We start from the raw sequence: 13918 nt of genomic DNA on the forward strand, positions 1-13918 counted from the left end.
AGACTAGGGGGCCGGCCCCGCCGCCGCGGCGCCCGCCGTCACACGCTGCCGCCGGCGGGCCTCCTCGGCCGGGCGGGCGGGTGGCGAGATCACCTCGCCGACGAAGCGACGGACGGCAGCCGGGATCGATCCCCGTCCGTTGCCTTCCCCGACGGGCCGGGCTGCGAGAAGCGCGGCGTCGGTGGCGCGGGGGTCCCAGGGGACGAACCAGCATCGCTCGATGCCCGCGTAGCGCTCGAAGCTGCGACGGATCTGACCTCGCGGGTCGATCCCGAGCGGGCCGCCGCGGAGCTTGTTGACCACCACGTGCACGGGCACCGCCCCCACGATCGACCGCAGGTCCGGATACACCCGCAGGAAGCGCGAGAGTCCCACCGGGTCGGCGGCAGCGACGGCAACGACCGCGTCGGCCGCTTCGAGCGCGGCGAGCGTGGCCCCGTTGCGGCGGGGTCCGTCGAGATCGCTCACGATCTCTTCGTCGCGCTCGAGAGAGGCGGAGACATCGACGAAGACGTCATCGACCCAGTCACGGCACGTCTCGAGCACGCGGGCGACCCGGTCGAACCCGAGTTCCGGCCAGCGTGACGGGCGGTTGATGCCGGCGAGCACCTCGACGGCGCCGGCAGGCTCGGCGATGCGCGCCAACTCGCCGGGCGTCAGCTCGCCCCGCGATGCCCGGCGGCACGCGGCCGCGAGGCCTGGTCCCTCGTCGGGGACGCCGAGCGCGATGGCGATCGCGGGTGCGTGGGTGTCGGCATCGGCGAGCGCGACACGGCGGCCGTCGCGTGCGGTCTCGCGAGCGAGCTCGATCGCCAGCGTCGTCCGCCCCGGCGCGCCGAACGCGCCCCACACCACGATTACCCGTCCGCGCGACGAGCGGGCCTGCCCCGCGGCAGGCACCGCTGTGACGGCATCCAGGGCATCCGTCCCCGCATCGACGACCGCGATCCCGAGGATCTCCGCGGCGCGGCGCTCGGCGGGACCTCGCGCCCAGGCGACGATCCGGGTCGCCGTTCGGTCGCACAGTTCCACGACCTCGCGCGTGAGCCACGATCGGGATGCGGCCAGGATCAGCACGTCGGCCCTCGCCACGGTGTCCGCCGCGCCCGGCCGTTGGACCGACCCCTTCACCGCTCCGGCACCCGAGAGGCCGCGTGCTGCAACGGCCACGTCGTCGGCGGCCAGCACCGCCACGTCCGCGAGGCCGCCCGCGCGCAGTCGCTCGACGAACGGCGCGTGCTCCGGGATCGCCACCACGACGCGCATCAGCGTCCGCCGCCCGTGGCGGGGATCACGGAGATGGCATCCCCCGAGCCGATCGCCGCGAGCACGGCGGCGACGTCATCACGCGGAACCACCAGCTCGACCGCAGCGGAGCGCTGCTGCGCGACGATCCCTTCGCTGCTCTGCAGAGCTCGCACCGTCGCGTCGGGGACGAGGATGCGGGGGTCGGCGAACACGTCGCGTTCACGCCGGGGTGCGCTCCACACCTCGACGCGGGTACCCGCCGTCACCGAACCGGGTACGGCATTCGTCGTCTGCACGACGACCGTCGTGGCGTCCACCTCCGCGGGAGAGGCCACCGCGGCGCGCGGCACCAGTTCGCCGGCCGGAATCGTCCGCGACGCGACCCCGCCCGGCTCGAGGGTCCCCGGCGCGGCGTAGAGATCGCCTGCCGGCCCCAGCACCACCTCGACGACCCGCAGATCCGCGGCGTCGACCGGTTCGCCGACGACGATCGTCCGGGCCGCGCTGAGAACGGTCGAGGTCTGCCGTGCCGCAGACACGACGGACCAGACTCCGGCGATGGAGACCAGCACGAGAACGACGCCGATGATGACGCGTGCGTCGGCCCGTCGGATGCGGCTGCGGAGGGAGGTGCGTACGGCCATACCCCCATCGTGCGCGAGCGGAGGAGACGACGCCCGCCGTTGTCCACAGGGGTGTCAAGGGCCGGGCAGAGGAACGAGCGCGCGCGGATAATGGAGGCATGCCCGCCATCCCCGACAGCGCGCGCTTCCTGACCCCGTCCCAGGTCGCCGAGACGCTGCAGATCGAGGTCGACGAGGTGATCGCGCTCGTCCACGAGGGCCGGCTCGTCGGGGCCAAGGTGGGAACGCCCGCCCGCTGGCGCATCGAATCGGCGAGCGTCGAGGATTACCTCGATGCCCAGGTCGAGGATGCTCGTCGCGCCGCGCTGTGGCAGCAATCGCAAGTCGCCAGCTTCCCCGAGCTCTGGGCGCGGCAGCGACGGCCGGAGTGACCCCTCACCCGGCGGATCCGTCGAGGTGCACGGTCCGCAGCGCCCGATAGCCGATGATCCGGTGCCCGGTCACGGCGCTCGCGCGGCGGGGCTCCCCCGCGTCGTGGAGGGCGAAATCGACGTGGTCCGCGCCCGCACGGTCGATGGTGCCCGTCCAGCTCGTCCCCCCGGCCACCACGACGCGGACGCCGACGCGACGACGCGCGAGATCGCGCAGCATGAAACCGAAGGTCATGCGTTCGGCGAGCGCGGAGTGGCTCCGGGTGGGGCGAGCGCTGCGGAGCAGATCGGGTTCTGCCGCGGCGATCGAGGCCACGGCGTCGAGGGGGACCACCGCGGCTCGGGACCCGGCGGTGTTCTCGACAGCGATCCAGTCAGATCCGACGCCGGTCAGGCGACCGCGAACGGCATCCGCGGCGATGACATCGACCGCGATCTCGAGGCCGACCAGCTCCACGAGGCGCTCGCGGAGTGTGAGCCGCGAGAGGCGCAATCGTTCGGCCTCGGTGTCGAGCGCGGCACGCTCGGCCTCCCACTCGGAGTCGAGCTGGTGTTCGAGATCTTCGAAGAGGCGCTGCCATCGCACCCCGCGAGGTTATCGGCAGCGCACCGGCCCGAAGCAGCCTGTCCACAGGTTGGAGAATTCTCATCCGGCCGGATTCGGCAGTGTGCTGTACTCATCGGCGTTGACAGAGCCGATGGAAGGAGGTTCGCGCGATGACGTCGATGAGCGCCGGTGAACCCCGCCGGTACCCCCGCATCGGGTCCTCGCTCGACATCGCGGAGTACTTCGCCGCGCAGCCGACCTCGACGGCCGATCTCCCGGATCCCGAGCCGTTGGTGCGCAACCTGACCCGCGGTGTCCTCGAGGTTCTCGCCGGAGTCCGTGAAGTCGAGCAGCTCGCCCGGTGGCTGAGCGAGGATGCCTTCCGGGTGCTGGTGACACGCGCGAACCTCGCGGCGCGCGCACGCAGCGCCCGGCAGGTCACCCCGGCGCGACCTGTCTACTCGATCGTCAGGGTCCGGATGTGCGAACCGGCCGACGGCGTCGTCGAGGGAACGGTGATCGTCACCACCCCGCACCGCACGCGCGCGGTGGCGCTCCGGCTCGAGGGCCTCGACGGCCGATGGCGGGCGACCTCGCTCGCCCTGCTGTGACCGGCTCCTACTGCTTGTACGACGACAGGAAGTTGCCCAGGCGCTCGATCGCCTCGGTCAGCACGCGCGCCTCGGGCAGCGTGACGATGCGCAGGTGGTCGGGGTCGGGCCAGTTGAACCCGGTCCCCTGCACCAGCAGCACGTGCTCGGCCACGAGGAAGTCGTAGACGAGCTTGCCGTCGTCGTGGATGTCGTAGACCTCGGGATCGAGGCGTGGAAACGCGTACAGCGCCCCCTCGGGCTTGTGACACGTCACGCCCGGGATGCTCTCGAGCCCCTCCCATGCGGCATCCCGCTGCTCGTGCAGCCGCCCCGTCGGCGCGATCAGCGCTTCGATCGACTGCACGCCCGACAGCGCGGCCTGCACCGCGAACTGCGCGGGCACGTTCGGGCACAGGCGGGTCGAGGCCAGCAGCTGGATGCCCTCTAGGAAGCCCTTCGCGTGCGCCTTGGGCCCCGTGATGACGAGCCAGCCCGAGCGGTACCCCGCGACGCGGTACGTCTTGGAGAGGCCGTTGAACGTCAGACAGAGGAGGTCGGGCGCGAGGGTCGCCAACGGGATGTGGGTCGCCTCGTCGTAGAGGATCCGGTCGTAGATCTCGTCCGAGAGCAGGAGGAGCGAGTTCTCGCGGGCGATCTGCACGATGCCCTCGAGAACCTCGCGGCTGTACACCGCGCCCGTGGGATTGTTCGGGTTGATGACGACGATGGCCTTCGTCTGCGGAGTCACCTTCGAGCGGATGTCCTCGAGGTCGGGCTCCCAGCCCTGCGTCGCATCGCACAGGTAGTGCACGGGCTTGCCGCCGCCGAGGCTCGTCATCGCCGTCCACAGCGGATAGTCGGGCGCAGGGATCAGCACCTCGTCGCCCTCGTCGAGGAGAGCCTGCATCGTCATCGTGATCAGCTCGGATACACCGTTGCCGAGGTAGACGTCGTCGGGGTCGACGTGAGGGAACCCCGGAACCTCCTCGTAGCGCGACACGACGGCGCGCCGTGCGGAGAGGATGCCCCGACTGTCGCTGTAGCCGTGCGCGTTCGGCACCGACTCGATCATGTCGCGGACGATCTGGAAGGGCGCCTCGAACCCGAAGATGGCGGGGTTGCCGGTGTTGAGCTTCAGCACGCGATGCCCGTCGGCCTCGAGTCGGTCGGCCTCGGCCAGGGCGCTGCCACGAATTTCGTAGAGGACGTCCTTGAGCTTCGATGACTGATCGAGGATTCGGCGGTTCATCCGATCAGGATATCCGGCGGTCGAGCGGGCCGATCGACGATGCGTGGCCCGCTCGCCGGATCACTTCTTCTTGCCCGCGGCCCGCCGCGCCGCACGGTTGCCCGCGTCGCCGGCATCCTCGTTCGCGCCCATCTTCTGCCCGAACGCACCGCGCGGTGCGTCGGCGGGGGCCTCCTGCTCGGCCGCCTGCTGACGCGCCTTCGCGGTCGCGGTCTTCTGAACCTGACCGCGATCGTTGCGCACCTCGACCTCGCCCGACCCGGTGTCGCTCGGGGCGGAGTACTCGAGCTTCTGCGTCTCGACGGGCGTCGGGGTGAGCCCCTTGGCGTCGACGTCGCCGCTTTCGGCGGAGCGGACCTCGACCTCGAGGTTGTAGAGGAAACCGACCGACTCCTCCTTGATCTGGCTCATCATCGACTGGAACATCTCGTACCCCTCGCGCTGGTACTCGATGAGCGGATCGCGCTGTGCCATCGCACGCAGGCCGATGCCGTCCTTGAGGTAGTCCATCTCGTAGAGGTGGTCGCGCCAGCGGCGGTCGAGCACCTGGAGCACGACGCGGCGCTCGAGTTCGCGCATGGCCGGCTCACCGAGCGTCTCCTCGCGCTTCTGGTAGGCGATCTTCGCGTCGGAGAGCAGCTCGCGCTTGAGCACGTCGGCGGTGATGCGTCCCTTGTTCCCGGCCTCGGCCACGACCTCGTCGATCGTGACGCCCACGGGGTAGAGCGTCTTCAGCTCGGTCCAGAGGGCGTCGAAGTCCCAGCTCTCGGTGTGACCCGACGACGTGTGGTCGTCGATGACGGCGCTGATGGCATCCTCGATGAAGTGCTGCACGCGCTCCGACAGGTCGTCGCCGTGGAGCACCTGGCGGCGGTCGGCGTAGATCGCCTCGCGCTGGCGGTTGAGCACGTCGTCGTACTTGAGGACGTTCTTGCGTATCTCGGCGTTGCGCGCCTCGACCTGCGCCTGCGCGCTCTTGATCGCCCGCGAGACCATCGACGACTCGATCGCAACGTCCTCGGGGAAGTTCGTCCGCGCGAGGATCGCCTCGGCCGCGCCCGACTGGAACAGGCGCATGAGGTCGTCGGTCAGCGACAGGTAGAACCGGCTCTCACCGGGGTCGCCCTGACGACCCGAACGTCCGCGCAGCTGGTTGTCGATGCGGCGCGACTCGTGACGCTCGGTGCCGAGCACGTAGAGTCCGCCGGCTGCGACGACCTTCTCGGCCTCTTCGGCCACGGTCTCGCGGACCGATGCGAAGACCTCGTCCCACGCGGCCTCGTACTCGTCCGGCGTCTCGACGGGGTCGAGCCCGCGCGACTTCATCTCCTGGACGGCGAGGAACTCGGCGTTGCCGCCGAGCATGACGTCGGTACCGCGACCGGCCATGTTGGTCGCGACCGTCACGGCGCCCACGCGACCGGCACGCGCGACGACCTCGGCCTCCCGGGCGTGGTTCTTGGCGTTGAGGACCTCGTGCTTGACGCCCTTCTTCGCGAGCAGACGCGAGAGGTACTCGCTCTTCTCGACGCTCGTCGTGCCCACGAGCACCGGCTGGCCCGTCGCGTGGCGCTCGACGATGTCTTCGACGACCTGCGCGAACTTCGCGGTCTCGTTCTTGTAGACGAGATCGGGCTGGTCCTTGCGGATCATCGGCTTGTTCGTCGGAATCGGGACGACGCCGAGCTTGTAGGTCGACATGAACTCGGCCGCCTCGGTCTCGGCGGTACCGGTCATACCCGAGAGCTTGTCGTAGAGGCGGAAGTAGTTCTGCAGCGTGACGGTGGCGAGGGTCTGGTTCTCGGCCTTGACCGGAACGCCTTCCTTCGCCTCGATGGCCTGGTGGATGCCTTCGTTGTAGCGACGGCCGACGAGGATACGACCCGTGTGCTCGTCGACGATCATGACCTCGTCGTTCATGACGACGTAGTCGGTGTCGCGCTTGAACAGGGCACGCGCCTTGATCGAGTTGTTCAGGAACGAGATGAGCGGGGTGTTCGCCGACTCGTAGAGGTTGTCGATGCCGAGGTAGTCCTCGACCTTCTCGATGCCGGGCTCGAGCACACCGACAGTGCGCTTCTTCTCGTCGACCTCGTAGTCGACACCCGGTTCGAGGGTGAGGGCGACGCGCGCGAACTCGACGAACCAGCGGTTCGCCTCGCCCGACGACGGCCCCGAGATGATGAGGGGGGTGCGGGCCTCGTCGATGAGGATCGAGTCGACCTCGTCGACGACGGCGAAGAAGTGGCCGCGCTGCACGAGGTCCTCGCGCCGCCAGGCCATGTTGTCGCGCAGGTAGTCGAAGCCGAACTCGTTGTTCGTGCCATACGTGATGTCGGCGGCGTACTGCTCACGGCGGACCTCGGGGGTCTGACCCGAGACGATCGTTCCGGTGGTCATGCCGAGCGCGCGATAGACGCGGCCCATGAGCTCGGACTGGTACGAGGCGAGGAAGTCGTTGACGGTGATGACGTGGACGCCCTTGCCCGCGATGGCGTTGAGGTAGGCCGCGAAAGTCGCCGTCAGCGTCTTTCCTTCACCGGTCTTCATCTCGGCGATGTTCCCGAGGTGAAGGGCCGCGCCGCCCATGACCTGCACGTCGTAGGGACGCTGACCGAGCGTGCGCTTCGCAGCTTCGCGAACGGCGGCGAACGCCTCCGGCATCAGGCGGTCCAGCGTCTCGCCGGCCTCGTAGCGCGTGCGCAGCTCGGCGGTCTCGTTCCGCAGCTCGTCGTCGGTGAGCCGGGCGTAGTCCTCTTCGAGCGCGCCCACGGCCTTGACGATCTGCTGCAGACGGCGCAGCACGCGGCCCTCACCGGCGCGGAGCAGTTTCTCGAGAGGGTTGGCCACAGCGGATCTCCATCTGTCGGGTGCGCCGACGCCACGTCGGCCGCGCCCGCGCGTGCGCACGGGCATATGGAGCCCATGTTATCGGCCCGTGACCTTGGCGTCGCCTGCGAGAGACGACGACCTCCCGTCCGGCGACGACCGCGAGACCTAGGATCGGAGCATGGCTGGATTCTGGGGCAGACGCAAGCGGGAACAGCAGGATGTCGCGGACGCGGACGCGAACCTCGCACGCGAGGCGGACATCGCCCTCGTCGGAGCGGACGAGCGCCTGCGTGTCACGAGCGACGAGATGGTGTTCGCCGAGGCCGAGCTCGGCGACGAGGCCACTGCTCCGCTGCGCGAGGCGATCGCCGCAGTGCGCCACCACCTCGGCGAGGCGTTCCACCTCAAGCAGCTCAACCACGACGAGATCCCCGACACACCTGAAGAGGTGCGCACGCGGAACGCGCGCATCGTCCAGCTGTGCGAATGGGCCCAGGACCTGCTCGACGACCGCGTCTCGGCCCTGTCCGAGGCGATCGAGCGCGCCCGGCGGGCACCCGAGATCCTCGCCGGCATCCGGGCCGACGTCGCGGCCCTGCGCGAGCGCATCGCCCCCGCCCGCGCCGTCATCGACCGGGTCTCGAGCCGCTACCACCCCGACGCGCTCAACCGGGTCAGCGGGAACGCGGATGAGGCCGCGGGACTGCTCGAGTTCGCTGAGCACGGGGCGGATGTCGCCGAGCGCCGGCGCGCTGCCGGCGAGCGCGGTCCCGCGAACATCGCGCTCGAGACCGCCACCGAAGCGGTGCGCCGCGCGCGCACCCTGCTCGACGCGGTCGACGACTTCGAGGTCGAGGCTCTACGGGCGCAGTCCACGCTCGCCGACGTCGTCGCCGACTCGCGCGACGACCTCGTCGCGGCGCGCACGGCTCCGCAGACCCCGGCGGTCACCACGGCGATGGCGGAACTCCAGCAGGCGCTGACGCGCGTCAGCCCCGCCGGCACTCCGGGCGACCCGTTCGCGGAGCTGTCGATGCTCCGCGAGAAGAACGCGGCACTCGACGTCGCCGTCGACACCGCCCGCGAGCGCGCTGCCCGCCCGATCCCGCCCGAGAGCCACGTCCGGCACGCGATCGACGACGCCGATCGCCAGCTGTCCGTCGCGCGGAGCGTCATCGCCGGTCACCGCGGGTGGATCGGCGCCGACGCGCGCACGCGGCTCGCCGAGGCCGAGAGTCTGCGCCTCGGGCTCGCTCCCGTCGGCCCGATCCCCGAAGACGACCGAGAGAAGGCACTCGCCGATGCGCGGCGGTGCGCCGCCCTCGCGGGCGAGGCCTTGCAGCTCGCCCAGCGCGACATCGACGGCTCGCGTCCGAACGACGGCTGGGGCGGCCCCGGCGGATACGGCGGCGGCTGGGGCGGCCGCGGCAACGGCGGCAACATGGTGGGCGGCATCCTGGGTGGTCTCGTGATCGGCAGCATGCTCGACGGCATGTTCGACTGACAGCCCCGGCTTCGGCCGGCACACGACGGGGGCGGATGCCGTGATGGCACCCGCCCCCGTCGTCGTCGTCAGATCAGGACGCGAGCTCGGCCTCCGGCGGAGCGGCCGCGGTCAGCGAGATGACACCGTAGTCCCACCCCTTGCGGCGGTACACGACACTCGGGTGGTCGGTGCGGGCGTTGATGAACAGGAAGAAGTCGTGTCCGACGAGCTCCATCCGGTCGACGGCTTCCTCGACGGTCATCCACTCTGCGCCGAACTCCTTGGTTCGGATGACGACGGGCGTGTAGTCGTCCTCATCGGCGGAGTCGCCGACAACGGGCACTTCGCCCGTCGCGACGGCACGCAGGACCTCGACCGATGCGGGTTCGACGTCGATGCCCTCGAGAGCGCCGGTTCCCTTGTCGAGCTTGGCTCCTCGAGGGTGGTTCCGCGCATCGACGCGCTTGTCCTTGGCGCGGCGAACCTGCTCGACGAGCTTGTCGACCGCGAGATCGAGCGCGACGAACTTGTCGCCGTCCGTGGCCTCGGCCCGGACGATCGGTCCCTTTCCGGTGAGGGTCAGTTCGACGGTCTCGTCATCCATGCGCCCGTTGCGGTAGGCATGATGCGTGACCTTGATGTCGAGGCGCTGCGCACGAGGTGCGAGCGTCTCGATGCGACTGGACTTCTCTTCAGCCACCGTGCGGAAGCGATCCGTGATCCCGACTCCCACGCCGACGATGCTGGTTTCCATCCTGACCTCCTTGCTCCGGTCCGCCCGGTTCAAGGGCGGACCTTCGTTCGCCTTGGTCTCCCCCACGCTAGTGGGGTGAGCGAGCATTGTCACTCATGAACCGCCGGGAATACCTTCAGCGCTCACCCGGAGCGGGGTGTCGGCCAGCACGACGGCGCCCACGACCCGCCGGCCGGCGGCGCTGAGCGCGTTTCGCGCCGCACGCAGCGTCGCTCCCGTGGTCATCACGTCGTCGACGATGACGACGGCGCCCGCTCCCGGACGCGCGAGGAACGCGCCCGCGACGTTGCGCTCTCGCTCCGCGCGGCCGAGCAGACGCTGGTCGAGAGCGCGGCCACGCGAGCGGAGCCACCGCCCGACACGGGCCTCGCAGCGCCGCGCGAGCAGCTCGGGCACGGCGTACCCCCGACGGCGCAGCGCCGCCCGTGACGGCGGAACCGGGACCAGCACGGCATCCGCCCACCCCGCTTGGCGGACCAGGTCCGCCATCAGGGCGCCGAGCGGGCGGGCCAGGCCGGTGCGGCCGTCTTCTTTGAGAGCACGGACGACACGGGCGGCCGTGCCCTCGTAGCGCGCGACGCTGCGGACCTCGAGCCCGTCGGCATCGTGCCGGTGCGGTCGAGCGATCTCCGCGGCGCAGATCTCGCAGAGCGGTCGGCCCGGCGCGTCGCATCCCGCGCACCAGACGGGCATGAGCAGATCGAGCGCGTCGGCGAGGTGCTCACGCCACGGCCCGCGACGAAGGGGATCCGGGTGCACGCCCCCATGCTGTCGACACGTCGCCGTCAGCGGCAGCGTCATCCCGCCACTGTGGACGACGGCGTCGGGCCCATCGCCGGGGAGAGGTCAGCGCGGCGCGCCCTGCTGGGTGGCGAGCACGCGGATGCCGCCCGCGACCGTCGGCCAGGCCTGCCCCTTCTGCGCGTAGAGGACGCCCTCGCCGTCGAGGAGACGGACGGCACGCAGCTGGTTCGTGGCGGCGATCGCGACGGGACCGGCCGGCGCGACGATCTCTTCGCCGAAGCCGCCGACCGACTGCGAGATGACGACATCGGCATCGCCGTCCTCCGCGAGGACCGCGATGGTCGATCCGTCGACCCAGCTCGCGTCGATGCCCGTGCCGGGAAGCAGCGCCACGGTCTCGCGATCCCCCAGTCCCGCCGGAGCACCGTCGTCGTCGCGGAGGATGCCCGCGATCCACAGCGCCGGACGCGAGCCGTCGCGCACCAGGGCGGCGATGCGCGTGCCGTCGCGCGACACCTCGATGCTCGAGATCTGCGATGCCCCGGGCCACGCATTGGCGATCGAGACGACGGTGCCGTCGGGGCCCGTCGCCGTCAGGCCCGACGGCTCACCGGACGGCACACTCCAGATGAATCCCTGCGGATCGATGGTCGGGTCGATCAGGCCCGTCCGCTCATCGACGATCTCGAAAGTCGCGTCGTCGCGCACGCGCACGACAGCGCCCGCTGACGTCCGAATGGCGGCCGTGCTGCGATCCGCCCCCAGCTGGATCGACTCCGGCCCGAGATCGGGGAGGACGGCGGACAGCCCCGGCAGCGGCTCGATCTCGGAGCCGGAGAGGAATCCGAAGGCGTCCTCGGTCAGGACCGCCGGCCGGACATCGACGCGGATCGGTCGGACGTCGACCGCCTGGGCGGCGACCGGCTCGCCGTCGACCGACATCTGGGCGCCGCGGATACCGGCTGACTGCAGGCTCGCGTCCAGCTGCGCCTGCATCCGGTTGCGGGTCTCGGGCACGATCGCCAGCGCCGACTGCGACAGCGGCACCTGGGCCACTCCCCCCTCGAGCGGAACCGCGCGCGTCGCGAGCTCGAGACTCTCGGGAAACGCCGAGTAGACCGCGCCCGACAGCCAGGGGCTGGGGTCGCCGTCGATGAGGGCCTCGGTGATGTGGGTGGCGGCGTTGGTCGCGGGGAACCAGCGACGGTCGGGAACGAGGTAGGTCCAGGACCGGTCGAAGTACATGACCGAGTACTCGCGGAAGACCGCCTGGAACCGGGCGCGGTCGAGCACGACGCCGTCGGGCGCGTTCGAGATCCGCCACTCGCCCTCGACCTCGACGAGGGAGAAGTCGAGCGGCATCGAGCCGCCGTCGGTCACCGACATCGCCCCTGTGGCGTCGACGGCTGCTTCGGGGGTGATGGCGACGGTGACGGTCCCGTCGCCCGCGACGGTGTACACGCGTTCGCCCGGGAGGTCGATGGTGGCCCGGGCCGTCGGCTGCCACGACGAGCGGAAGTCCGGCGCGAGGAACTGCCGAGCCGTCCCCCAGTCGTCACGGGGTCCCGACCCCGCCGCGAGGAATCCTGCCACGATCTGCTGCGGTGTCGCCCCCGGCGGCGGATCGTCGGGGAGGAAGGAGAAGTCGACCGCGCCGGCCTCCTGGTCGATCGGCGCTCCCGCGACGACGGGGCCCGAGGTCGGCAGCCCCGTGCAGCCGGCCAGCAGCAGGGCGAACAGCATCCCGAGGACGGCGGCGACCGAGCGCAGACGCTTCACGACGAGCCTTTCGCGGGACGGGGAAGGGAGATCGGCTGGGTCAGCCCCAGATCGTCGAAGGGTACGCCATCCTCCCCCGGGTCCACCGGAAGGGGCGAGTGACCGTCGAGCGGCTCGCTGCGCCGGGGAATCGTGAGCACGAAGTTGGTTCCCCGCCCGAGCTCGGACCACACCGCGAGGGTGCCGCCGTGCAACCGCGCGTCGCCGAGGGCGATCGAGAGTCCGAGCCCCGTGCCACCGATGGTGCGCTTGCGCGAGGGGTCGGCGCGCCAGAAGCGATCGAAGACGCGCTCGGCGTCGGCCGGCCGCATCCCCAGACCGTAGTCGCGCACGCCGATCGCGACCGCCCGCGCGTCGCTGTCGACGCTGACCACGATGGGCCGTCCCTCGCCGTGCTCGATCGCGTTGCCCAGCAGGTTGCGGACGATCCGGCGCACGCGCCGCGGGTCCATCTCCACGGGCGAATAGCCACCCGGAGCGACGAGTCGCACATCGCTGCCGTGCTGCTCGGCGAGCTGAGCCATCGAGGCGATGACGTCCTCGGCGAGCTGGGTCATACTCGTCGGCTCGCTCTCGAGCTGCACCGAGCCGGCATCGTAGCGGCTGATCTCGAGCAGGTCGGTGAGGAGCACCTCGAACCGGTGCACCTGGTCGTGCAGCAGCTCCGCCGCGCGTGCGGCCACGGGATCGAAGTCCTCACGCCGGTCGTTGAGCATGTCGGAGGCGAGCCGGATCGTCGTCAGCGGCGTCCGCAGCTCGTGCGAGACGTCGGAGACGAATCGCTGCTGGACCTGCGACAGCTCGGCGAGCTCCTTGATCTGCGCCTCGATGCTGTCGGCCATCGCGTTGAACGACCGTCCGAGGGTGGCGAACTCGTCCTCGCCGCGCACCTGCAGCCGCACCGCGAGGTCGCCCGCCGCCAGCCGCGAGCTGCTTTCGGCCGCCTGCGCGATCGGCTCGGTCACCGAGCGCAGCACGATCCACGAGATCGCGCCGATGAGGACGACCAGCCCGACGCCGACGATCCACAACGTGATCTGGACGAAGGCGAGGGTCTGCGCCTCACTGGCCAGGTCGTAGCCGAGGTAGAGCTCGTAGGCCCCCACCTCGGGGAGGACGATCTGCTGCCCCACGACGATGCCCGGCACCTGACCTCCTGCTGACGCGGCGAAGCCGACGGGCTGCCACCACTGCAGCTCGTCATCGCTCTGCACCTGCGCGCGCAGCTCGTCGCTGATCCGGTCTGCGGGGAGACCCGCCGAGTCGAAGTCCTGCGGCGCGATGGCCGACGGTTCCGACGAAATCCGGAACGCGGCGATGCGGTCGGTCGAGGACTGGCGCTGAATAGAAGTGCGCACGCTCTCCATGAGGTTGTCGACGGCGACCACGTCGCCCCCGACCTCGGCGGCATCCAGCGTCGCCTGCGCCGACTGCGTCGCCCGCTGCGCCTCGGCGAGCAGCTGGGAGGTGCGCGACTCGAAGAGGTCGTTCTGAATCGCCAGCGACATCCACACCAGTGCCACGGTGATCGTCAGCGCGGTCGCGCCGAGCGTGATCGCGACGGTGCGGAACCGCAGCGATCGCCGCCAGGTGCGGGCGAGCCGACGCCCCCACGATCGCCACCCGCGCGTCGCGACCGTCGCCGTCGTGACGGTGCGGATGGGCATCGGA

General features: G+C 70.7%; 12 protein-coding genes. 3 read left to right on the plus strand and 9 right to left on the minus strand.

The genetic code is table 11. The annotated features are described in order from the left end of the window. Positions 1-3: 3 nt before the first annotated feature. Together MTS1_RS14695 and MTS1_RS14700 are read right to left on the minus strand one after the other, a co-directional pair. Complete coding sequence (locus MTS1_RS14695; RefSeq protein WP_023955354.1) at positions 4-1266, minus strand: ATP-binding protein; 1263 nt, start codon at positions 1264-1266, stop codon at positions 4-6. Then, positions 1266-1892: an SAF domain-containing protein gene (locus tag MTS1_RS14700; protein WP_023955356.1), complete on the minus strand. Its 627-nt coding sequence runs from the start codon at positions 1890-1892 to the stop codon at positions 1266-1268. Before MTS1_RS14700 ends, MTS1_RS14695 begins: the two co-directional genes overlap by 1 nt. A 98-nt stretch (positions 1893-1990) precedes the next feature. On the opposite strand from MTS1_RS14700, the gene MTS1_RS14705 reads away from it, so the two are divergent. Then, complete coding sequence (locus MTS1_RS14705; protein ID WP_023955358.1) at positions 1991-2263, plus strand: helix-turn-helix domain-containing protein; 273 nt, start codon at positions 1991-1993, stop codon at positions 2261-2263. Positions 2264-2267: 4 nt separating this feature from the next. Here the strand turns inward: MTS1_RS14705 and MTS1_RS14710 are convergent, their stop codons facing one another. Then, positions 2268-2849, minus strand: coding sequence for a hypothetical protein (locus tag MTS1_RS14710; protein WP_023955360.1), 582 nt, complete (start codon positions 2847-2849; stop codon positions 2268-2270). A gap of 140 nt (positions 2850-2989) precedes the next feature. Between MTS1_RS14710 and MTS1_RS14715 the strand changes: the two genes are divergently transcribed. After that, entirely contained in the window at positions 2990-3421 is a 432-nt protein-coding gene (locus tag MTS1_RS14715; protein ID WP_370576231.1) for an Rv3235 family protein, read from the plus strand. A 7-nt stretch (positions 3422-3428) separates the two neighbouring features. Here MTS1_RS14715 and MTS1_RS14720 read toward each other — a convergent pair whose 3' ends face one another. Beyond that, the gene (locus tag MTS1_RS14720) at positions 3429-4652 is read right to left on the minus strand and encodes a pyridoxal phosphate-dependent aminotransferase (protein ID WP_023955364.1); all 1224 of its coding nucleotides are present in this window, start codon (positions 4650-4652) and stop codon (positions 3429-3431) included. A 60-nt stretch (positions 4653-4712) separates the two neighbouring features. After that, positions 4713-7502: a preprotein translocase subunit SecA gene (gene secA, locus MTS1_RS14725; RefSeq protein ID WP_023955366.1), complete on the minus strand. Its 2790-nt coding sequence runs from the start codon at positions 7500-7502 to the stop codon at positions 4713-4715. Between the two features lie 160 nt (positions 7503-7662). Between secA and MTS1_RS14730 the strand changes: the two genes are divergently transcribed. After that, positions 7663-8988 (plus strand): hypothetical protein, encoded by a 1326-nt coding sequence (locus MTS1_RS14730; protein WP_023955368.1) that lies wholly within the window; start codon positions 7663-7665, stop codon positions 8986-8988. Positions 8989-9061: 73 nt separating this feature from the next. Here the strand turns inward: MTS1_RS14730 and hpf are convergent, their stop codons facing one another. The 4 genes from hpf to mtrB form a co-directional block, all read right to left on the minus strand. Continuing rightward, positions 9062-9724, minus strand: coding sequence for a ribosome hibernation-promoting factor, HPF/YfiA family (gene hpf / locus MTS1_RS14735; protein WP_023955370.1), 663 nt, complete (start codon positions 9722-9724; stop codon positions 9062-9064). Between the two features lie 93 nt (positions 9725-9817). After that, positions 9818-10483, minus strand: a complete 666-nt coding sequence (locus MTS1_RS14740) for a ComF family protein (RefSeq protein WP_023955372.1) — start codon at positions 10481-10483, stop codon at positions 9818-9820. 87 nt (positions 10484-10570) lie between these two features. Further along, entirely contained in the window at positions 10571-12247 is a 1677-nt protein-coding gene (locus tag MTS1_RS14745) for an LpqB family beta-propeller domain-containing protein (protein WP_023955374.1), read from the minus strand. Further along, the gene (gene mtrB / locus MTS1_RS14750; protein ID WP_023955376.1) at positions 12244-13914 is read right to left on the minus strand and encodes an MtrAB system histidine kinase MtrB; all 1671 of its coding nucleotides are present in this window, start codon (positions 13912-13914) and stop codon (positions 12244-12246) included. Before mtrB ends, MTS1_RS14745 begins: the two co-directional genes overlap by 4 nt. Between the last annotated feature and the right edge of the window lie 4 nt (positions 13915-13918).

Origin of the sequence: Microbacterium sp. TS-1 (genome assembly GCF_000509385.1) — a bacterium.
GTDB classification, from domain to species: domain Bacteria; phylum Actinomycetota; class Actinomycetes; order Actinomycetales; family Microbacteriaceae; genus Microbacterium; species Microbacterium arborescens.

Coding starts and splice junctions, on each gene's coding strand:
- MTS1_RS14720 (WP_023955364.1), bottom strand. CDS start 4,652: ATGAACCGCCGAATCCTCGATCAGTCATCGAAGCTCAAGGACGTCCTC.
- hpf (WP_023955370.1), bottom strand. CDS start 9,724: ATGGAAACCAGCATCGTCGGCGTGGGAGTCGGGATCACGGATCGCTTC.
- MTS1_RS14730 (WP_023955368.1), top strand. CDS start 7,663: ATGGCTGGATTCTGGGGCAGACGCAAGCGGGAACAGCAGGATGTCGCG.
- mtrB (WP_023955376.1), bottom strand. CDS start 13,914: ATGCCCATCCGCACCGTCACGACGGCGACGGTCGCGACGCGCGGGTGG.
- MTS1_RS14705 (WP_023955358.1), top strand. CDS start 1,991: ATGCCCGCCATCCCCGACAGCGCGCGCTTCCTGACCCCGTCCCAGGTC.
- MTS1_RS14700 (WP_023955356.1), bottom strand. CDS start 1,892: ATGGCCGTACGCACCTCCCTCCGCAGCCGCATCCGACGGGCCGACGCA.
- MTS1_RS14715 (WP_370576231.1), top strand. CDS start 2,990: ATGAGCGCCGGTGAACCCCGCCGGTACCCCCGCATCGGGTCCTCGCTC.
- MTS1_RS14695 (WP_023955354.1), bottom strand. CDS start 1,266: ATGCGCGTCGTGGTGGCGATCCCGGAGCACGCGCCGTTCGTCGAGCGA.